Origin of the sequence: Flavobacterium keumense (assembly GCF_029866485.1) — a bacterium.
Taxonomy (GTDB): domain Bacteria; phylum Bacteroidota; class Bacteroidia; order Flavobacteriales; family Flavobacteriaceae; genus Flavobacterium; species Flavobacterium keumense.
Window position 1 is genome coordinate 2,316,389 of record NZ_CP092332.1, and the last position, 21,327, is coordinate 2,337,715.

A 21,327-nucleotide genomic window follows, 5' to 3' on the forward strand; every position below is an offset into this window, starting at 1 on the left:
TTTAATCGGTGTCCCAAAATAAAAATTTTAAACTATTTAGAAATGGAAGATATCACAAGAGGAGGACAATTCCTTGTAAAAGAAACGAAATGTGAAAACATATTCACACCCGAAGATTTTTCTGAAGAACAATTGATGATGCGTGATTCGGTAAAAGAATTCGTTGACAAAGAAATTTGGCCAAACAAAGACCGCTTTGAAAAGAAAGACTATGCCTTGACTGAAGAAACTATGCGTAAAGCAGGTGAAATGGGGTTCTTGAGCATTGCTGTTCCTGAAGCTTACGGCGGAATGGGAATGGGATTTGTGGATACCTGTTTGGTTTGCGATTATATCTCGGGAGCTACAGGTTCATTTTCAACGGCTTTTGGCGCACACACAGGAATTGGCACTATGCCAATCACCTTGTACGGAACCGAAGAACAAAAACAAAAATACGTTCCTAAATTAGCTTCTGGAGAATGGTTTGGAGCGTATTGCTTAACCGAACCAGGTGCGGGAAGTGACGCCAACTCGGGGAAAACAAAAGCAGTTTTATCAGAAGATGGAACGCATTACAAAATTACGGGACAGAAAATGTGGATTTCCAATGCAGGGTTTTGTTCGCTATTCATCGTTTTTGCTAGAATTGAAGACGATAAAAACATTACTGGATTCATTTTGGAAAACACAAAAGACAACGGAATCTCTTTTGGAGAAGAAGAACACAAATTAGGAATTCGTGCCTCCTCTACTCGTCAAGTGTTTTTTAACGAAACTAAAGTGCCAGTTGAAAACATGTTGTCTGAAAGAGGAAATGGATTCAAAATAGCGATGAATGCTTTGAATGTGGGGCGTATTAAATTAGCAGCCGCTTGTTTAGACGCACAACGTCGGGTTACATCTAATGCCATTCATTATGCGAATGACCGAATACAATTCAACACATCAATTGCAAGTTTTGGAGCTATTCGTGCCAAATTAGCCGAAATGGCAACTTCTACCTATGCAGGAGAAAGTGCTACCTATCGTGCAGCTAAAGATATAGAAACTAGAATAAAAATTAGAGAAGCTGAAGGAACTTCGCACCAAGAAGCAGAACTTAAAGGTGTAGAAGAATTTGCTATTGAGTGCTCTATTCTAAAAGTAGCTGTTTCTGAAGATGTTCAACATTGTTCAGACGAAGGAATCCAAATTTACGGCGGTATGGGATTCTCTGAAGATACTCCAATGGAATCAGCATGGAGAGACGCTCGTATTGCTCGCATTTATGAAGGAACTAACGAAATTAATCGAATGCTTTCTGTTGGAATGTTAATCAAAAAAGCCATGAAAGGTCAAGTAGATTTATTAGGCCCTGCTATGAAAGTACAAGAAGAATTAATGGGAATACCTTCTTTTGAAACCCCTGACTATTCTGAATTGTTTGCCGAAGAAAAAGAAATGATTGGTAAATTAAAAAAAGCCTTTTTAATGGTAGCGGGTGGTGCAGTTCAAAAATTTGGAGCTGATTTAGAAGCACACCAACAATTATTAATGGCTGCTGCCGATATGCTAATTGAAATTTATATGGCGGAAAGTACGGTTCTACGAACAGAAAAATTAGCCAAAAAACAAGGTGAATCAAATGTTCAAGAACAAATTGCGATGGCTAAATTGTATTTATATCAAGCCGTTGATATTGTAACTCAAAAAGGAAAAGAAGGTATTGTTTCTTTTGCTGAAGGCGATGAGCAGCGCATGATGTTAATGGGATTACGCCGTTTTACCAAATATACAAATATGCCTAATGTAGTAGCACTTAGAGAAACTATTACAGCAAAATTGGTTGCCGAAAATAAATATTGCTTTTAAGCAAAACAATAGTTTTTAGTTTGAATTTAATTTGTGTTAAAAACCGTTTCTGATTTAATTCAGAGCGGTTTTTATATTTTAAGAAAACTTTAATCTTTGCTTCAGCTAATATGTGTAACTTTATACGAATTAAAATATAAAAAAATGAAAAAAATAGTCTTCTCAATTATAGTTATCATCGCTGTAATTATCGGTTGCAAAACCGCCAACTCAAACGATTCAAAAAAACTTATTCTCAATTTTGAGCCTAAAAGCAATAGTACAGTATCAGGAACAGCGACTTTTGTAGAAAAAAATGGCAAAGTTACCTTTGAGGCTAAAATCTCTGGACTAAAACCAGGTATTCATGCTATTCACATTCACGAAAAATCAGATTGTTCGGCTGCAGATGGAAGTTCGGCAGGCGGACATTGGAACCCAACCTTTAAAAAACACGGAAAATGGGGAGAAGGCGAATATCACAAGGGAGATATTGGCAACTTTACTGCTGATGAAAATGGAAATGGTACCATCACCTTAACTACAAATGAATGGTGCATGGGTTGCGGAGACCCAACTAAAGATGTCTTAGGAAAAGGATTGATTGTACACCAAGGTGCGGATGATTTTGTAACACAACCAACAGGAAATTCAGGAGCCAGAGTAGCTTGTTCTGCTATCATAAAATAACAACTATTTAATTCTTATTTAAAACCGTTTTGCTTCATTTTACAAAACGGTTTTTTAATTTTAATTTCATCTTTGGAATAAGAAAAAAAACTAGCTTTGCATTTTTAAATCAAGGTAATGATAAACCCTTCAATACCAGGTTGGATAGATAAATTTTTCAGTGAGCAAAAAATTTCGAAAAAGAAATTCGTTACTGAAAGTAGTTCGTTTTACTCGAACTTAAGAGCTACTGGTTTCATTTATGGACATATTATTTCTTTAGATACACAATCAAAGATTCCAATTGAAAGTTGGTTTAAAGAAGAAATATCAAAAGTTGCACTTTTCAATAGTTTATTGGGAGTTTACATTACCGCAAAAAAAGAGTTGAAATGGGATCATTTTATTTCGGAGGCAGTATCGTTTTATAATGAAATGCATCCCGAAGAATTTAATTTATTTAAAAAGCTACTACCAAGAAATACTCCTTCACTTACTCTAGAAAAGTTTATTGATGAACGCGTTCAAACTAATGAAAACATTATCAGTAAAAACTTTTCTCACTTAGTAACTAATGCGCTTTTGTTCATTGATGTTTTGGCTTTTGGTCAATATGTAATTCATGGAACAATTCCTGAGAAATACCTAAAAAAAGTTGAAGAAACCATCGTTAATATAGTTACTCTAGCTCTAAAAATAAAAACAAATAAATCCCAATATGATGATTTATTGATCAAACTTTTTGAAGCCTCTATTCGTTATAGTAAATTTTCTAAAAACTTGAATTTAAGTGTAGAAACGTTGCAATTGGATTATTTTACCAATGAATTAGAAAAGAGTTATTTAATTGACATTGCAGGAATGGCATTATGGAACGATGGTGTATTAGAAAACAACGAATCTCATTTTTTATATGAATTAGCAGAAGCTCTTTCAATTTCAGATGATTTTGTAAAACAAAGCATTATTGATACCAATAATTTTATACAACATTACAAAAACGAAATTCCATATTTCAATTATTCCAATCCTGTTAAACATTTTTATGATCAAACAACACAAAGTGTTGTAACTCTCATGACTAGAAATAAGACTCGTTTAGTTAAAGAAATTATCCAGAGTAAAGAGTTAATGGTCTTATTAGCCTATTCTACCAGAAGAGATTTGAATGATAAAGAGAAAAAGAAGATCAAAAAACAACTATTGGATATCTGTAAAACAATACCCTCGTTAACTATTTTTTTATTACCTGGAGGTAGTTTACTATTACCAATTCTAATTAAATTTATACCAACACTCCTTCCTTCTGCCTTTAATGAAAATTTAGACGATTAGTAATTATTAATCCAAGAAAATTGTTTTTCATTTAATCGTTCCTTATTTTCTCGAATATAATGAAGATAGGCTGATGCCACAGGGCTCATTTTTTTATCTTTCAACCAAATTAATTTCCAATTAGAAATTAATGGTAAACCATCTGCCTCGATTATTTTAACATCTTCATTTTCTAGTTCATTTTTTAAACCAATTAAAGGCATTATAGATACCCCTAACCCTGATATCACTGCCTGTTTTACGGCTTCATTAGAGGTTAATTGTAGTTTGCTTTTAACAAAAAAACCTTTATTTTTAAGATATTCTTCCATATAATATCGAGTTGCCGACCCTTCTTCTCTATAAATAAGCGGAATATCGACTAGCGATTTTTCAATAGTTAGAGTTTTATCTATGACCAAATCTTTATTTCCAAAAAGGAATAATTTATTCAATAATAGAGATTCAAAATCTATATTAATGTCTTCTGGAACACTAGAAACTAAAGCAAAATCGATTTCATTATTTTTTAGAGATTGAATTACTTTTAATTTATTAGTGACATCCATTTCCAATTCAACACCTTTATTTGTATTCATAAACTCTGTCAAAAAATAAGGCATAACATACTTACCGGTAGATACTACAGATAATTTTAAAATTCCAGATAAAATTCCTTTGTAAGAAAGTGTTTTGTAGTTGATTTTATCAACTTCGTTAATAATTTGTTCTGCAGCAAAAGCAATTTCTTTTCCAAAATCAGTAATGTATAATTTTCTCCCAATAACTTCTGTTAATGGAATATCAAACTGATCTTGAAAATTTTTCAACTGAATAGAAACGGCAGGTTGTGATAAATAGAGCTCTTCTGAAGCTTTAGTTATACTCTTCGTTTTTGAAACTTTCAAAAAAACTTTCAGTTGATGTAAGGTATAATTCATAAAATATTTTTATTAAAAACATAACAAATATAAATAAAAATTTATGAATTATTACTCTGTAATTTGCAAAAAAAATTCACATATAATGGTATCAAATAAAAATAACCTCAAAAGCAAAAAAACAAATACAATACTACTATCAATTATTATTGTATTATCTGTAGGGATACTTTTAAACATACTATCCAATTTTTCTGTATGGTCTACAGCACTGTTAGCATCATCTTTATTTGTGTCTACTTATTTGCTTAAAACATTAAATATTAAACTTTAGAAAGATGAAAAAAAATTCCAAATTTCAATTAATCAATGGGGTGTTTACTCCCGATGACGCAAAAAAAATACTTAATTCAATGATTATCAATAAAATACAGTATCATGATTTGGAAGGCTTTAGTAACAATATTCGATTTAGCTTAAATCCATCACATTCAAAAAAAAGGATTGAAGAACTGAATGATATGAAATCAACCATAAACCAACTTTTAAATGAAATACAATCAAATGAACAAGTAGTTGAGCTGAAATGTGAATTTGAAATCAAAATAAAATAAATGTTTCAAGGACGTAAATTAATAATTGCAACTCAACATCAAAAAGAAAAAATAATTGCACCTTTAATTGAAGATGCTATAGGAGTAAATTGTATTAAAAACACACTTTTTAATACTGACACTTTAGGAACATTTTCTGGAGAAGTCGAAAGAAAAAATGATGTGATAACTACTTTGCGAAGCAAATGTATAAACGCTATGACAATGCACAATGTTGATCTGGCGATTGCAAGTGAAGGTTCTTTTGGCCAACATCCATCGTTGTTTTTTATACCGGGAAATGAAGAATCATTACTATTTCTAGACCTAAAAAATAATATTGAAATAGTTGCAAGAGAATTAAGTACTGAAACTAACTTTAGTGGTCAATATGTAAATAACAAATTCGAATTAAAAGAATTTTGTAAACAAGTAAAATTTCCATCACATGCTCTAATTCTTAAATCAGATCAAACAAATTGGAGTGTAATTTATAAAGGAATAAACAACCATTCTAAATTATTATGGCTTTTTAACAAAATGATAGACTCTTTCGGAAGAGTATACGTGGAAACAGATATGAGAGCACATCTTAATCCAACTCGAATGAGTGTTATCCAAAAGGCAAGTATCAAATTAGTCCAAAAAATACAATCAAAATGTCCGAGTTGCCAAACTCCGGGTTTTGATATTCAAAACGTTAATCCTGGCTTACCCTGCAGTTTGTGTGGTTCTGCAACTCGTTCAACATTAAGTGTGAATTATATATGTACGAAATGCAACTTCATGACAGAAGAAAAATTTCCTAACAAAAAGAAAACAGAAGACCCTATGTATTGTGACTATTGTAATCCGTAATCAAATGACTATTGTAACCAAAAATATTCAAAAAGCAGGAAATGAACTTAACAGAGGACATGTTATAGCAATACCCACAGAAACAGTCTATGGATTAGCGGCTAGTATTTACAATGAAAATGCGATAGAAGCCATTTTCAAAATTAAAGAAAGACCTAATAATAATCCGTTAATAGTTCATATCAAATCAATCAATCAACTCACTGACATTGCAACTAACATTCCTGAATCTGCGTTAAAACTTGCCAATCATTTTTGGCCTGGACCACTCACACTCATATTAAAAAAACAAAGTAAAATATCAAATCTAATTACAGCGGGAAAAAATACTGTTGCAGTTCGAGTTCCTGATCACCCAATTACACAAGAACTATTAAACTATATTGATTATCCAATTGCAGCTCCTAGCGCCAATCCTTTCGGATCAATTAGCCCTACCTGCTCAAAACATGTATTAGACTATTTTAATGATAAAATAAAACTAATTCTAGATGGAGGAAATTGTACAAAAGGAATTGAGTCAACTATCATAGGATTCGAAAACGAAACTCCCATATTATTTCGTCATGGGGCTCTTTCAATAAACAATATTGAAAAGATTGTTGGCCCCGTCAAAATCATAACAAATGATAATCATACTCCTGATGCACCTGGTATGTTTTCAAGACATTATGCCCCAAAAACAAAAGCTTATCTTGTTGATAACGTAACTGAACATCTAAAATCAGTGAATGAAAAAAAAATAGGCATTCTAAGTTTCAATAATGCTATTAGTACACACAACAAAAATATTCAATTTGTATTATCTCCAAAAGGAGATTATAATGAGGCGGCAAAAAACCTATATGATTATTTACATCAATTAGATAAACTAAATCTTGATCTAATTTTAATTGAAAAATTACCCGACTTTAATTTAGGAAAGTCAATAAACGACAGACTTATTAGAGCCGTGACAGAAATATAAAACTAATAATTCTAAATGCAACGTTTGTAAATCAAAATTGGACTATTACATATTCAAAACATAAATAGAATGACATTTTTCCAAAATCAACAAAAACTCTTAAAATAAAACATGAATACTAATCTACTAATTGAAAATTTAACAAATCCAGCACTTTTATTCTTTGTACTAGGAATAATTGCTGTTTATCTTAAAAGTGATTTAGCAATTCCTGAAAACTCTTCAAAATTTATCTCATTATACCTACTTTTTGCTATTGGATTCAAAGGAGGACAGGAACTTTCTCATGAAGAATTTACAAGCGAAATTATCTGGTCCATGCTTTTAGGAATAGCCATTTCAGTATTAATTCCTTTATATACTTTCTTTATACTAAAAAGAAAACTAAATGTGTTTGATGCTGGTGCGATAGCTGCAGCATATGGTTCTGTAAGTGCTGTTACTTTTGTAACAGCTGTATCTTATTTAGAGGCACATCAACTTAAACTTCATGGTCATATGGTAGCTATTATGGCACTAATGGAATCACCTGCAATAATTATAGGATTGCTTCTTATTTCTATTTTTCAAAATACAGAAAACAAAAAGATAAATCAAAAATCAATTGTAAAGCATTCTTTAACCAATGGTAGTGTATTACTTATCCTAGGGAGCTTGATTATTGGATACCTAGCCGATGCAAAACAAGCCGAAGGTATCAAACCATTTACAAATGATTTATTCAAAGGTTTTTTAGCTATCTTTTTACTAGACATGGGAATTTCAAGTGGGAGAAAATTAAAATCGTTTTTTAATTGTGGCTGGTTTCCATTTGTTTTTGCCTTTGTCATCCCAATAGTCAACGGATGTCTTTTCGCTATGATAAGTTCATTAGTAACTTCAGAAATTGCAAACCGATTCATCTTTGCAATTCTTGCAGCTAGTGCGTCTTATATTGCAGTACCTGCTACAATGAAAATAACGGTTCCTAAAGCAAATCCAGGTTTATATCTTCCAATGGCATTAGCTGTAACTTTCCCAGTAAATATTACCATAGGAATGCCTATTTACCTCTCCATTATTCATTATACCATGTAAGACAAATCCAATATCAATTAAAATTTTAATTGATATACTTCATCTAAATCAACATCCGAACTAAAGTTAACATCCAAGTCAGTTACAAATCCTGAATTCAATCCGTACGCCCAACCGTGAAGGGTTAATTCCTGCCCCGCTTTCCAAGCTGACTGTACAATTGACGTTTTGGCCAAATCAAAAACTTGTTCTTTTACATTAACCTCAACAAAAGCGTTGAAACGTTCTTGTTCATCTTCTATACCGTCTAAATACGTTTTATGCAAACGATAAATGTCTTTTATATGTCTAATCCAGTTATCAATTATTCCTATCGATTGGTTATTCATAGCTGCCTGAACCCCACCACAACCGTAATGTCCACAAACAATAATATGCTTTACTTTCAAAACATTGACTGCATAATCTAGCACACTTAACATATTCATATCAGAATGAATGACCATATTGGCAATATTTCGATGTACAAACACTTCCCCTGGCTTAGCACCTACAATCTCATTAGCAGGAACCCTACTATCTGAACATCCTATCCAAAGTAACGGAGGTGTTTGTCTCTCAGCTAAATTTTGGAAATAATTAGGGTCTAATTGTAAAGAGTTTTCAACCCATTTTTTATTATTATCTAGTATTTTCTTGTAAAAATCGTCACTCATGGATATATAGTTTTTGCTGTAATCAAATGTAGTCTAAAATTAGATTCTTTTGTTCACAAAAAAACCATTTCCATCATTTATTTTATATTTCAAAAGCCTAAAGAACTATTTAATCAAAAATAAATTCATTAAGTATAAGATAAATTGATTGTTTTTGTACTTTTGTATCAAAATTCATTATACAATGACAATCACTCAACTTAAATACGTTTTAGCCGTTGCTGAACATAAAAACTTTACATTAGCCGCAGATAAATGTTTTGTCACACAGCCTACCTTGAGTATGCAAATTCAAAAAATTGAAGAAGAATTAAATGTTCAGATATTTGACCGTACAAAAAAGCCTATTCAACTGACTGACATTGGTCAAAAAATAGTAAGCCAAGCTAAAAATATCGTTAATGAAGCAGACAGAATTCAAGATATTGTAGAACAACAAAAAGGATTTGTGGGTGGCGAATTTCGACTAGGTATCATCCCAACGATTATGCCTACTTTGCTCCCCATGTTTTTAAATAATTTTATAAAAAAATACCCAAAAGTAAAACTTATCATTGAAGAGCTAAATACAGAGGAGATTATTACAAAATTAAATAATGGTCATTTAGATGCTGCAATTGCCGCTACTCCGTTAGAAGAAGAAAAAATTAAAGAAATTGTATTGTATTTTGAACCTTTTGTAGCCTATATCCCTGAAGGACATCACCATTTTGAAAAACAAGAAATAGAAGTGAGTGATTTAAATTTGGATGAAATCCTGTTATTACAAGACGGACACTGTTTTAGAGATGGAATTTTAAATTTATGCAAAAATAATAACCGTAACGAAATCAATCATTTTCAAATTGAAAGCGGCAGTTTTGAAACGTTAATCAAATTAGCCGATGAAGGTTTAGGTACTACACTACTTCCTTATTTACACACATTGGATTTAAAAGAAGCTGACAAAACCAAACTACGTCATTTCAAAGAACCAAAGCCGGCGCGCGAAGTGAGTTTAATTTTTCCTAAAAGCGAATTGAAAATTCATATCATTGATGCTTTACGAAGTACAATTGCTGGAGTCATAAAAGGCGCTATTGTTTTTCAAAATGTTGAAATTATAAGCCCTATCCAAAAAAAATAAAAAAGGAACCTGAAAAGGTTCCTTTTTATTTATACATTGATTACTTGTAAACAAGATTTTAATTCTGGCCTTTCACGTGTAAATCTAAACAACCATTCCTTTAATTGTTCCATCTCGTAGGGCAGCAAAGTTTTAATAGCTTTTTGCAATTCTTTGTAAAAAAGAGTAGGATCAAAACTTACTCTTTCTAGAATAGATTTGGTGTAGTCAAGCATTACTTTTGTCATAATGAATTCAATTTTTGGGTTAAACTTCAATTTTAAAGTAGCATAAAATTACATTAATAATATATGGCACTACTCTTATTTAACGAAGTTTTAAGTAATTTATTTTATTGCAAATTAAAACGTTAATTCTGCTTTACTTGCCCTAAACATTTCTCTTTTACCTGGTGGACCAGGCAATTTCTCAACTGTAAATCCTACTTCTATCATACTTCTTTTTACCACACCACGCGCAGCATAAGTCACTAATTTACCTCCAGGTCGAAGTGCGGTATACATTTTTTGAAAAATGGTAGTACTCCATAATTCAGGCTGTACTCTGTAGCCAAAAGCATCAAAATAAATCAAATCAAATTGTTCCGAATCTGCAATTTCATCAAAAAACTGCTTGCGTTTAGTTAATTCAAAATCAGTATTTAATATCACTTTCTCGTTCCATTTACTTTCATGCATTTGTTCAAACACCTCCTTTTGTGCTATGGCGTTCAATTTAGCTACATAATTCATCGCAAGAACTTCGGAAGCGTTTACAGGATACGCTTCAACTCCGACATAATTAATCGATTGATTTAATTTTTGAGATTCTAAAAAAGTAATAAAAGCGTTCAAACCTGTTCCAAACCCGATTTCTAAAATGGAAACAGATTGATTGGGAAATAGCGAAAGTCCATTCTGAATAAAAACATGTTGGGCTTCTTGAATTGCCCCGTGTTTTGAATGATAACACTCATCCCATTCTTTGAGATGAATTGTCGTTGAACCATCAAGAGTTTGAATAATTTCTCTTTCCAATGAATATTTTTTAAAGTGAATACCGCCTAAGTCGTTTTATTTTATGCCCAAAATTAGTTAAAACAAAAACGTTTCGTTCGAAAAAAATTGATATTTTTTATATAATTCCCATAAATCAACCCTAATTGTATGATTATTTTTAAATATATATAAATCGCAGTTAATTGCCATAATTAATACTTTTTTCATAAGTTTTTTAGCGATTTTTGTTTAATTTTGTAATCATTAAAATTAGATTTCCTAATCTTATATGATAAGCTTATGCTTATTATTCATACCATAAAATAATTCTGTATTATGAGTACAACTCAAAACAAAAAAATTGAAATTATAAAATCAGCTACTTCTAAAATTAATGAAGTAGATTTTGAAAACTTAAGTTTTGGAGCTGTTTTTACAGACCATTTATTTGAGTGTGATTTTAAAAATGGAGAATGGCAAACACCAACAATTAAGCCTTACGCTCCTTTTTTAGTAGATCCATCAACACGAGTATTCCACTATGGACAAGCTATTTTTGAAGGAATGAAAGCCTACAAAGATGATCAAGATGCTATTTGGTTATTCAGACCTGATGAAAACTATAACCGTTTCAATAAATCAGCTGTCAGAATGGCTATGCCTGAAGTTCCAGAAGATATCTTCATGAATGGATTGAAAGAATTACTTAAAATTGACCAAGCTTGGGTTAAAAAAGGAAACGGAAACTCAATGTACATTAGACCTTTCATGATTGGAACTGGTACAGGAGTAATTGCCAATCCTTCTGATAACTATAAATTCATGATTATTTTATCTCCTGTTAAGTCATACTATGCAGGCGAAGTAAAAGTTATTGTTGCTGAACATTATAGTAGAGCGGCAAATGGCGGAATTGGAGCTGCAAAAGCGGCTGGAAATTATGCAGGTCAATTCTATCCTACTAATTTAGCAAACAAAGAAGGTTTCCAACAAGTAATTTGGACTGACGATGCAACCCATACTAAATTAGAAGAAGCGGGTACTATGAATGTGTTTTTTAGAATTAATGACACCTTATTTACAGCGCCAACTAGCGAAAGGATTCTTGATGGAGTTACTAGAAAATCACTTATTGAATTAGCAAAAAAAGAGAAAATAAACGTAGAAGTTCGTTCGGTCTTAGTTGATGAATTAGTAGAAGCTGCAAACAATGGAAGCCTGAAAGAAATTTTTGGTGCAGGAACTGCTGCTGTTATTAGTCCAATTGTTGGGTTTTCATATAAAGACCATTATTACGAATTACCAAAATTAGAAAATTCTATGGCTGCTGATTTAAAATTGAAATTGACTAATATTCAAAATAAATTAGCCGAAGATACTTTTGGTTGGACTGTAAAAGTATAACTAATGTAACCAAAATAAAAAAAGCGATTTTCAATGTGAAAATCGCTTTTTTTAAGTTTACCGTATTATTTTCCTAAAATTTTTGAAAAATCAGGTTTAAAATAATTGGGACCTTTCATAACTTTCCCGTCTTCGCGATAAATTGGTTTGCCATCTTCTCCAAGTTTGCTCATATTGGAACGCTGAATTTCATCAAACACTTCTTCAATTTTATGTTGCAAACCATGCTCTATAATTGTACCGCAAAGAATATACAACATATCGCCTAAAGCATCTGCTATTTCAACTAAATCATTATTTAAAACCGCCTCTAAATATTCCTCATTTTCTTCTTTCATTAAATTATAACGAAGATGCTTTTTTGTTTCCCCTAAATCGGCAATTGGAGTCTCACTATGTCCTATTTGAAATGCGGTATGAAATTCCTTTACCGCCTTAATTTGTTTTTGCATAATTAAATCGATTAAATGATTTGGAAATGTAGTAAGTATTCTACAACAAATAACTAAATTTGCATTAAAATTTTCAACACATGTTTAGCAGTGGTCAAATAACTTTTGGAATTCTTTTTTTTATAGGCTTTGTAGTTACTATGATTATTGCTTATAGAAAGGATGCTCAACTACATCGACTTTTTTATAAAGGAAATTATAAAATTCTTTTAGGTTTTCTGGTATTTGTTTGTTTATTGTTTGTAATCAAGATTTTCTTAAAGCGTTAGGTAATTTATTTTTCTTGACGCCTATTTACGTATACATAAATTAGCTAACTTTACTACGTAAGAAACTTTTATTGATACTCCAAATGAAAATCTTAAAATACATCTCCTTATTACTATTACTTAGTTTTGTCTCTTTCTCTGTTTTTATTGCAACCCAAAAAGGGGTGTTTAACATCCAAAAAAGTAAAGTAATTCCAATTTCAAAAAACAATCTATACAGCTATGTAAATGATTATCAAAATTGGGGGGATTTTATGATGATTGGGGACAAAATTAAAATTCATTACTCTAAAAATAACGTCGGAAAAGGCGCGAAATGTACATGGGAAAGTAATCAAGGAAATGGTACTATCCAAACTTTATCAACCAAAGAAAATAACAGTATCTATCAAAAAATGAACATAGACGGTACTGAGTATGAGCTTACTTGGACCTTAAAAGATACACTTGGCGGAACAAAAATTACGATAAAGTCAAAAGGGGAAATGAGTTTTTCTTATAAAATTTACACCGCACTTCATGGTGGTGCTTCTAAAATAATCGGAAATATCTTTGAAAATAGCTTAGCTAAGCTACACAAACAATTAGTATATGAAATTAATACTTATAAGATTAAAGTAAATGGATTAGTTCAAAAAAAAGGAACCCCATATTTAAAACAAAGTTTTACAAGTAAAATTAGTTCCATTGTAAAAAATACCCACATCGTTTTCCCAAAAATGATTGCATTTTGTAAAGCGAATGCTATTGAACTCAACGGAAAACCATTTATAATTTATCATACTTATGATGAAAAAAATGGATTAGCACAAATATCGCTTTGCATACCAATCAAAGAAGCAATTATAACAAGCGATGGAAGCGATATTTTAGCCGATGAACTAGAACCGTTTTTAGCAATAAAAACGTCCCTTTACGGTGATTACTCACATACTAAAGAAGCTGTAAAAAAATCTATTAGTTACATCAACAGAAACGTGATACCTCCAGATTCAAGATTCAAGCATTTAGAGGTATTTACCATAAATAAATCAGATAGTAACCAACCTTCAAAATGGAAAACAGAAATCTATTTTCCTGTAAAACATAAAAACTCAAACTCAAAAACCACACCCAAAGTAGAGGAAAGTGTGAATGCAAAATCAGAAAATAATGCATTAGGAATTTAATTTCATCTACTATTAAACCTTTTGTATCAAAACTAATCTAATTAGTTAAACAGTAGCTTTGCAAGAAGAACAAGAATTTATTCAAAAATTGTTAGATCCTAAAACGCAACATGAAGCGTTTCAGAAACTCTTACTGGATTATCAAAAACCATTATATCATCAAATACGAAATATTGTGTTGAATCATGATGATACTGATGATGTTTTACAAAACACATTTATTAAAGTATTTCAAAATCTAAAAAACTTTAAAGGAGACAGTAAACTGTTTTCTTGGATGTACCGAATAGCAACAAATGAAGCATTAACTTTTATTAATCAAAAAGCACAAAAACAGAAAATTTCAACCATAGAATTACAAAACAAAACTATCCATAATTTAAACGCTGATGTTTATTTTGATGGAGATGAAATCGAAATAAAATTACAAAAAGCTATAGCAATTTTACCTCAAAAACAACAATTAGTATTTAAGATGAGATATTTCGAAGAATTAAAATACGAAGAAATTGCCGAAATTCTAAACACTTCAATAGGTGCTTTAAAAGCTTCTTACCATCACGCTACAAAAAAAATAGAAGCTTATATAAACTCAAATTAAACTTTTTAAACCCTATTCAGTCTAAAACTATTATGAAAGCATTTAAAATAAACGAAAAATCAAAAATTAAATCTGGGTTTCTAATTCCTGATACCTATTTTGATGATTTTTCAAAACAGATTCTTTCACAATTACCCGATAAAGAAATCAGTACAATCCCTCTTTTAAAAAGAAATAAAACTCTTTTATTCTCGATTGCTGCCATGCTAGTTATTGCCTTATTTCTTCCCATTTTCAATCAATTTCTATCCAATTCAGAAGAGTTAGATACAACTACTATAGAAAACCATTTAACATACCAAAACGATATAACTACTTATGAATTAATTAGTGAATTAGAAGACGAAGACCTTAATAAAATTGGCACTACAACAGAACTAAAAGACGAAACCATAGAAGATATTTTAACTACGAATTCAGATTTAGAAAAATTAATTATAGAATAAATAAAAACAATAAAATACGATGAGACTCTATAGAATTTTAGCCATAGTAACATTATTTTCCAGTATAAGTTTTTATGCACAAGGGGAAAAAATGAAAGAGAAAAGAGAACAGATCAAAACTTTGAAAGTGGCTTTTATAACCACCGAATTAGACTTAACAAGTGCCGAAGCTGAAAAATTTTGGCCTATTTACAATGCATTTGAAGAAAAAGAATTTGAATTAAAACATCTAAAAATGCGTTCTTTCATTAAAAGATTTAGAGAAGGAAAAGATAAAATGACCGAAAAAGAAGCCAATTCATTGTTAAGCCAAATTGAAAATAATGAGGAAGATATTTTTGTTCTTCGCAAAAAATTCTTTTTAAATTTAAAAGGAGTTTTACCTGCTTTAAAAATTATTAGACTAAAAAAATCAGAAGAAGATTTTAATAGAAAATTACTTCTTCAATACCGAAACAAAGGACCACGAAAAGAGTAATTTTATAAAAAATAATAAAAAGGCTATTCTAAATAGAATAGCCTTACTTTTTAAATCGAATCCGAATCAATTTATTTTTACCTGCAGCAATTGCAGTTGAAGTGTTCAAAAAACGAATAGTATACAAGCTCCCATCTGTGCTAAATTGTTTCCAATTATTCCCCCCATCATTAGAATAATATAAACCTGAAGCACCCAAACTAACTATTTCTTTACCATTACTTTCCGGAACATATTGCACACAAGAAGCGTACCCAAAGCCTTGGTTTTGAGCAACCAATTGCCATGTTTTCCCTCCATCATGAGTAACTGCTTTATTATCAAAATTCTGAGACAAAACCTCATAATTTCCTCCTGAGATAAATCCTGTTTTTGAATCATAAAAATCAGCTGTAAAAATTCCGGTCATCTGTTTTCCTTGCACCATTGGTGTTTCATTTATAGACCAACTTTCTCCCTTATCATCAGAGAAAAATACCCGTGCCTTTTTTCCGCCAGACACAAGCCAAGTATTATTCTCTTTGATAACAATATTAGTATTGCTAGCCGCAAAAGCAGCCTCTCCTTCTGCTAATTGAGGTGATTGATTCGAAAGTCTTTTTTGCCAAGTAGTACCACCATCACGAGTTGTTATTATAGAAAAGCATCCTTCTATTGGGTCTCCAATGGCTATCCCTTGTAAATCATTCCAAAATTGCATACTATCATAAAATACTTTTTCGTGATTTTCTTGGTATACCAATTCATAGCTCAAATCTTCCTTTGAAATTCGGTATAATAAAGCTGGATTAGCTACACTTAGAACAAATAGATATTTTTTAGTTTGGGCGATACTCCTAAATTCACTGTTTTTTTCTGTGGAAATTTGGATTTCTTTCTTTTGATTTGAATTCAAATCGATACATCCAAATCTAGATTTATCACCCGCATACCAGATTTTTTCTTGATCCAAAACTAAAGCACGAATGCTAATTTTATCTTGTAATAAAGTATCAATTACTACTGAAGTAAAATGATTATTTTGAAATAGCTTTCTTAAACCACATGAATAAAAAAGAAAAGCAACACTAAAAACAAAAAATATTTTTTTCATAAAACAAAAAAATTAGATGGCTAAATTACAATTAATTAAAATCTATCATCAACATTATTTTTTTATTGGCACAGTAATTGGAAAGTCATAAATAGTAATCTTAAATCATTTTTTTTATGAAACCGAATGTATTCTTTTGGACATTAATTGGAACTTTAATTGTGATACAAGCACAGGCACAAAACACCATCCAAATCAACGCCACTAACTCAGATAGTAATGCTAACTTAGATTTAAGAGCTATTGCATCACAGTTTGGCAAATCTCAAAATTTAGAAGACTTTGAAATGCGTTTAAATGATCCCAACCTCCAATTATCAAATTTGGATTTAAATAACGACAATGAAGTCGATTATTTACGAGTAGTTGAATCCATCGAAAACAGAACCCATCTTATTTTAATTCAAGCTATTATCAACCGTGATATATACCAAGACGTTGCGACTATTAATGTTACAAAAGACAACTATAATGCTATTACAGTGCAAATCATTGGAAACAGAGTGGTATACGGCAATCACTGTATTTACCAACCAACTTTCTATACAACCCCTACACTATTGAGTGTTTTTTGGAATTCAAATTACCGCCCGTATTATTCTAATTGGAGATGGAATTATTACCCAAAACACTATTATTCTTGGCATCCCTATCCAACCCATAGCTACCGTAAAAACATAAATTACTATTTGAACCACAACAGATTTTACGGTAATATAAATTCTAATCGATACTATCCAATTACAAAAACATACGGAAATCAGTATCCAAATTACATTTACTCAAACCGAGAACGATACGAATCAAACCGTCGCGAATTCAACCAAAATAGAGCATACCGACGTGACGACGAATTCTACAATGAGAGAAGAAATGACAATAGCTATTCAAATAAAATAGATAACGAACCACAACGAAATAATTATACCAGAGAAAATACTCAAAATAGACCTTTAGAAATTAAAGAAGTAGAAATTAATCGAAATAATACACAATATGTTTCTACTCCTTCAATACAAGAAAACAATAGAAACTCAAGAGGAAACTTTCGAAGAAATTAGTCTTAAAATAGAATTAATACAAACACAGCCTAAACGCTGTGTTTTTTTTGTTATTTTTTATCCTAATATATTTAAAAAGAGTAAATTTGCCCACTTTTTAATTAAATATCATGAGCGTAGCGCACAAAGACCTTCATAGTAAATTAACACTAGGTGGTCTATTAGTTTCTTTAGGAATTATTTATGGTGACATTGGAACTTCTCCTTTGTATGTAATGAAAGCAATCCTTGGTGACCATACAATAAATGCCGATATTGTTTTAGGAGGAATATCATGTGTTTTTTGGACACTTACTCTACAAACCACTATCAAATACGTACTCATCACGTTAAGTGCTGATAATCATGGCGAAGGTGGAATTTTTGCCCTTTACGCTTTAGTAAAAAAAACAAAAATACGGTGGCTGATTGTACCCGCCATTATTGGAGGAAGTGCTTTATTAGCCGACGGAATCATTACTCCTCCTATCTCTGTATCCTCTGCTGTTGAAGGAGTTAGAACCTTTTATCCCGAAATTAATACGATACCCATCGTTATTGGAATTTTATTCATCTTATTTACCATACAACAATTTGGAACTAAACTAGTTGGTAAATTCTTTGCTCCAATGATGTTAATTTGGTTTAGTATGTTAGCCATATTAGGAGGTATCCAAATATTTCACCATATTGAAGTACTTCAAGCTTTAAACCCATATTATGCTTATCGTTTACTTTCTGTTCATCCTGATGGCTTCTTTGTTCTTGGTTTTGTATTCTTATGTACTACAGGGGCCGAAGCATTGTACTCCGATATGGGGCATTGCGGACGAAAAAATATTCGCATCAGTTGGATTTTTGTAAAAACAGCTTTAGTCTTAAATTACTTTGGACAGGGTGCTTATTTAATTCACCATGAAGGTCAAACGTTATCTAGTCTTGGTGGAAAAAACGGAAACCCATTCTATTTAATTATGGCCGATTGGTTTCAACCAATCGGAATTGTTGTCGCAACTTTAGCCGCTGTAATTGCATCCCAAGCCTTAATTAGTGGTTCTTTTACTTTAATTAATGAAGCAATGCGTTTGAATTTTTGGCCAAAAGTAAAAATCAAATATCCTACAGAACTAAAAGGTCAATTGTATATTCCGTCTATTAACTGGTTATTACTTCTAGGTTGTGTTGCTATTGTATTACATTTCGAAGAATCAAGCAATATGGAGCATGCTTATGGTTTAGCTATTATACTTTGCATGATTATGACCACTCTTTTATTGAACTATTACCTCATAATGAAAAGAGTAAAATGGTACTTGTTTGTACCAATAATCGGGATTTATCTAATGATTGAATTTAGCTTTTTAGCTGCCAATGTAACTAAATTTGCAGAGGGTGGTTATGTAACACTTTTCATTGCGATCTTTTTAATTTTTATAATGACGATATGGTATTTAGCCAAAAAAATTAACAAAGCATACACTAAAATTGTTCGGATTGAAGACTATAAAAAAGTACTTAGTGAATTAAGTGCCGATTTGTCTATTCCGAAATATGCAACCCATTTAGTCTATATGACCAATGCGGGAAGAGTAGACGAAATAGAAGAAAAGGTAATGTATTCTATTCTTCAAAAAAGACCTAAAAGAGCCGATATTTATTGGTTTGTTCACGTAAACATCTTAACAGAACCTTATAAAACAGAATACAAAGTAACCGAAATCTTAAAAGACGATTTGTATCGCATAGATTTCAATTTAGGATTTAGAGAGCCCACTAAAATCAACTTGATGTTCCGCGAAGTATTGAAAGATATGGTAAAAAAAGGTGAGGTTGATATTACAAGTCGTTATGAATCCTTAAACAAAAACAACATTCTTGGAGATTTCAAATTTGTTTTATCTGAAAAATTCTTGTCTAACGATAGCGATTTATTGTGGCATGAAAAATTAGTTATGAATTCGTATTTTTTCATTAAAAAACTAAGTTTGTCTGAAGAAAGAGCCTTTGGATTGGATAGTAGTTCTGTGAAGATTGAAAAATTTCCAATGGTACTACATGCTCCAGAAAACATAGGATTAACAAGGGTAAAATAAAATACTCATATCTCGAATACTAAAGACACTGTTTCTCTAACAGTGTCTTTTTATTTATAACATTAAAATTTAGCTTTCCAATCAATAAATAGTACCTTTGTACTTCAATTTTTTACAATGAGATTACACCGAAATTTAGTTTATACAACCATTGACGCTTTAAACGCTATTTTCAACGAAGGAGAATATGCAGACAAGGTAGTAGCACGTTCCTTAAAAAAAGACAAACGTTGGGGAAGTTCTGATAGAAAATTTGTTGCCGAAACCATCTATGAAATAGTACGTTGGAAACGATTATACTCTGAAATTGCCGAAGTTAAAGAACCTTTTGATAGAGAAAACTTATGGAGAATCTTTGCCGTTTGGGCAGTTTTGAGAGGGTATCCAATTCCAGATTGGCGTCAATTAGACGGGACTCCAGAAAGAAAAATCAAAGGTCGTTTTGACGAATTGTCTAAAATAAGAACCTTCAAAGAATCTATTCCTGATTGGATGGACGAATTAGGAGTAAAAGAGTTAGGTGAGAAAGTTTGGTCAAAAGAAATTGCAGCTCAAAACCAACCTGCTAAAGTAATTCTTCGTGTCAATACGCTAAAAACAACTAAAGAAAAACTCAAAGCCATCTTGATGGATTTGAATATCGAAACCGAATATTTGAAAGACCAGCCTGATGCTTTGGTTTTAAAAGAAAGAGCTAATGTTTTTTTAACTGATGCTTTTAAAAAAGGTTTATTTGAAGTACAAGATGCTAATTCACAATTAGTCGCTGCTTTCTTGGATGTAAAACCTGGAATGCGGGTGGTAGATACTTGTGCTGGTGCAGGAGGTAAAACCTTGCATATTGCTTCTTTAATGGAAAACAAAGGACAATTGATTGCGATGGATCTATATGAAAGTAAATTAAAGCAATTGAAATTGAGAGCTAAAAGAAATAGTGCTTTCAACATTGAATACCGCATTATTGACTCGACTAAAGTGATTAAAAAATTGCATGAGAAAGCCGATCGAGTTTTGATTGACGCACCTTGTAGCGGTTTAGGAGTTCTAAAAAGAAATCCTGACGCTAAATGGAAATTACAACCTGAATTTATTGACAATATCCGTAAAGTTCAAGCCGAAGTATTAGAAAACTATTCTAAAATTGTAAAACCAGGCGGTAAATTAGTATATGCTACTTGCTCTATTTTGCCTTCGGAAAACCAAGAACAAGTACAACGTTTCCTAACCACCGAAATTGGAAAACAATTTCAGTTTATTGAAGACCGAAAAATATTGGCTTCAGAATCAGGTTTTGATGGTTTTTATATGGCTTTATTGGAACGTAAAAAGGTATAACCATAAAAATATTAAAC

22 protein-coding genes are annotated in these 21,327 nt (G+C 31.4%); 16 read left to right on the forward strand and 6 right to left on the reverse strand.

Annotated elements, in window-relative coordinates; genetic code table 11:
* The first annotated feature begins 42 nt into the window (after positions 1 to 42).
* The 3 genes from MG292_RS10235 (at position 43) to MG292_RS10245 (ending at position 3,816) form a co-directional block, all read left to right on the forward strand.
* Complete coding sequence (locus MG292_RS10235; RefSeq protein ID WP_264532829.1) at positions 43 to 1,833, forward strand: acyl-CoA dehydrogenase family protein; 1,791 nt, start codon at positions 43 to 45, stop codon at positions 1,831 to 1,833.
* Positions 1,834 to 1,977: 144 nt separating this feature from the next.
* Positions 1,978 to 2,502, forward strand: a complete 525-nt coding sequence (locus MG292_RS10240) for a superoxide dismutase family protein (RefSeq protein ID WP_264532828.1) — start codon at positions 1,978 to 1,980, stop codon at positions 2,500 to 2,502.
* Positions 2,503 to 2,619: 117 nt separating this feature from the next.
* Complete coding sequence (locus MG292_RS10245) at positions 2,620 to 3,816, forward strand: LETM1-related biofilm-associated protein (RefSeq protein ID WP_264532827.1); 1,197 nt, start codon at positions 2,620 to 2,622, stop codon at positions 3,814 to 3,816.
* On the opposite strand, the gene MG292_RS10250 is transcribed toward MG292_RS10245, so the two are convergent.
* Positions 3,813 to 4,736, reverse strand: a complete 924-nt coding sequence (locus MG292_RS10250) for a LysR family transcriptional regulator (protein ID WP_264532826.1) — start codon at positions 4,734 to 4,736, stop codon at positions 3,813 to 3,815. The genes MG292_RS10245 and MG292_RS10250 overlap by 4 nt on opposite strands.
* 278 nt (positions 4,737 to 5,014) lie before the next feature.
* Between MG292_RS10250 and MG292_RS10255 the strand changes: the two genes are divergently transcribed.
* The 4 genes from MG292_RS10255 to MG292_RS10270 all read left to right on the forward strand — a co-directional run bounded on the left by MG292_RS10255 (position 5,015) and on the right by MG292_RS10270 (position 8,171).
* Positions 5,015 to 5,290, forward strand: coding sequence for a hypothetical protein (locus MG292_RS10255; RefSeq protein ID WP_264532825.1), 276 nt, complete (start codon positions 5,015 to 5,017; stop codon positions 5,288 to 5,290).
* The gene (locus MG292_RS10260; protein ID WP_264532824.1) at positions 5,291 to 6,127 is read left to right on the forward strand and encodes a DUF6671 family protein; all 837 of its coding nucleotides are present in this window, start codon (positions 5,291 to 5,293) and stop codon (positions 6,125 to 6,127) included.
* A 4-nt stretch (positions 6,128 to 6,131) separates the two neighbouring features.
* Positions 6,132 to 7,094: an L-threonylcarbamoyladenylate synthase gene (locus tag MG292_RS10265; RefSeq protein ID WP_264532823.1), complete on the forward strand. Its 963-nt coding sequence runs from the start codon at positions 6,132 to 6,134 to the stop codon at positions 7,092 to 7,094.
* Between the two features lie 111 nt (positions 7,095 to 7,205).
* On the forward strand, positions 7,206 to 8,171 hold the full coding sequence (locus tag MG292_RS10270; protein ID WP_264532822.1) for a sodium-dependent bicarbonate transport family permease: 966 nt from the start codon (positions 7,206 to 7,208) through the stop codon (positions 8,169 to 8,171).
* A gap of 17 nt (positions 8,172 to 8,188) precedes the next feature.
* On the opposite strand, the gene can is transcribed toward MG292_RS10270, so the two are convergent.
* Entirely contained in the window at positions 8,189 to 8,827 is a 639-nt protein-coding gene (gene can, locus MG292_RS10275) for a carbonate dehydratase (protein ID WP_264532821.1), read from the reverse strand.
* 184 nt (positions 8,828 to 9,011) lie between these two features.
* Here can and MG292_RS10280 point away from each other — a divergent pair, with 184 nt between their 5' ends.
* Positions 9,012 to 9,953 (forward strand): LysR substrate-binding domain-containing protein, encoded by a 942-nt coding sequence (locus MG292_RS10280; RefSeq protein WP_264532820.1) that lies wholly within the window; start codon positions 9,012 to 9,014, stop codon positions 9,951 to 9,953.
* 29 nt (positions 9,954 to 9,982) lie between these two features.
* Here the strand turns inward: MG292_RS10280 and MG292_RS10285 are convergent, their stop codons facing one another.
* Both MG292_RS10285 and mnmC2 read right to left on the reverse strand, forming a co-directional pair.
* Positions 9,983 to 10,180, reverse strand: a complete 198-nt coding sequence (locus MG292_RS10285; protein WP_264532819.1) for a hypothetical protein — start codon at positions 10,178 to 10,180, stop codon at positions 9,983 to 9,985.
* 114 nt (positions 10,181 to 10,294) lie between these two features.
* On the reverse strand, positions 10,295 to 10,969 hold the full coding sequence (gene mnmC2 / locus MG292_RS10290; RefSeq protein ID WP_264532818.1) for a tRNA (5-methylaminomethyl-2-thiouridine)(34)-methyltransferase MnmC2: 675 nt from the start codon (positions 10,967 to 10,969) through the stop codon (positions 10,295 to 10,297).
* 297 nt (positions 10,970 to 11,266) lie between these two features.
* On the opposite strand from mnmC2, the gene MG292_RS10295 reads away from it, so the two are divergent.
* Positions 11,267 to 12,334: a branched-chain amino acid aminotransferase gene (locus MG292_RS10295; protein WP_264532817.1), complete on the forward strand. Its 1,068-nt coding sequence runs from the start codon at positions 11,267 to 11,269 to the stop codon at positions 12,332 to 12,334.
* A gap of 65 nt (positions 12,335 to 12,399) precedes the next feature.
* On the opposite strand, the gene MG292_RS10300 is transcribed toward MG292_RS10295, so the two are convergent.
* The gene (locus MG292_RS10300) at positions 12,400 to 12,786 is read right to left on the reverse strand and encodes a nucleoside triphosphate pyrophosphohydrolase family protein (RefSeq protein ID WP_264532816.1); all 387 of its coding nucleotides are present in this window, start codon (positions 12,784 to 12,786) and stop codon (positions 12,400 to 12,402) included.
* 352 nt (positions 12,787 to 13,138) lie between these two features.
* Between MG292_RS10300 and MG292_RS10310 the strand changes: the two genes are divergently transcribed.
* From MG292_RS10310 to MG292_RS10325, 4 genes are all read left to right on the forward strand, one after another.
* Entirely contained in the window at positions 13,139 to 14,224 is a 1,086-nt protein-coding gene (locus MG292_RS10310; protein WP_264532814.1) for a transcriptional regulator, read from the forward strand.
* Between the two features lie 58 nt (positions 14,225 to 14,282).
* A complete protein-coding gene (locus tag MG292_RS10315) occupies positions 14,283 to 14,825 on the forward strand; it encodes an RNA polymerase sigma factor (RefSeq protein WP_264532813.1) in 543 nt (180 codons plus the stop codon).
* Between the two features lie 32 nt (positions 14,826 to 14,857).
* Complete coding sequence (locus MG292_RS10320) at positions 14,858 to 15,271, forward strand: hypothetical protein (RefSeq protein ID WP_264532812.1); 414 nt, start codon at positions 14,858 to 14,860, stop codon at positions 15,269 to 15,271.
* Positions 15,272 to 15,362: 91 nt separating this feature from the next.
* Positions 15,363 to 15,749 (forward strand): sensor of ECF-type sigma factor, encoded by a 387-nt coding sequence (locus MG292_RS10325; RefSeq protein WP_264532811.1) that lies wholly within the window; start codon positions 15,363 to 15,365, stop codon positions 15,747 to 15,749.
* A 43-nt stretch (positions 15,750 to 15,792) separates the two neighbouring features.
* Here MG292_RS10325 and MG292_RS10330 read toward each other — a convergent pair whose 3' ends face one another.
* On the reverse strand, positions 15,793 to 16,842 hold the full coding sequence (locus MG292_RS10330) for a sialidase family protein (RefSeq protein ID WP_264532810.1): 1,050 nt from the start codon (positions 16,840 to 16,842) through the stop codon (positions 15,793 to 15,795).
* Positions 16,843 to 16,958: 116 nt separating this feature from the next.
* Between MG292_RS10330 and MG292_RS10335 the strand changes: the two genes are divergently transcribed.
* The 3 genes from MG292_RS10335 to MG292_RS10345 all read left to right on the forward strand — a co-directional run bounded on the left by MG292_RS10335 (position 16,959) and on the right by MG292_RS10345 (position 21,310).
* Complete coding sequence (locus tag MG292_RS10335; protein WP_264532809.1) at positions 16,959 to 17,903, forward strand: hypothetical protein; 945 nt, start codon at positions 16,959 to 16,961, stop codon at positions 17,901 to 17,903.
* A gap of 110 nt (positions 17,904 to 18,013) precedes the next feature.
* Positions 18,014 to 19,975: a KUP/HAK/KT family potassium transporter gene (locus MG292_RS10340; RefSeq protein WP_264532808.1), complete on the forward strand. Its 1,962-nt coding sequence runs from the start codon at positions 18,014 to 18,016 to the stop codon at positions 19,973 to 19,975.
* A gap of 117 nt (positions 19,976 to 20,092) precedes the next feature.
* Positions 20,093 to 21,310: an RsmB/NOP family class I SAM-dependent RNA methyltransferase gene (locus MG292_RS10345; protein WP_264532807.1), complete on the forward strand. Its 1,218-nt coding sequence runs from the start codon at positions 20,093 to 20,095 to the stop codon at positions 21,308 to 21,310.
* Positions 21,311 to 21,327: the final 17 nt, after the last annotated feature.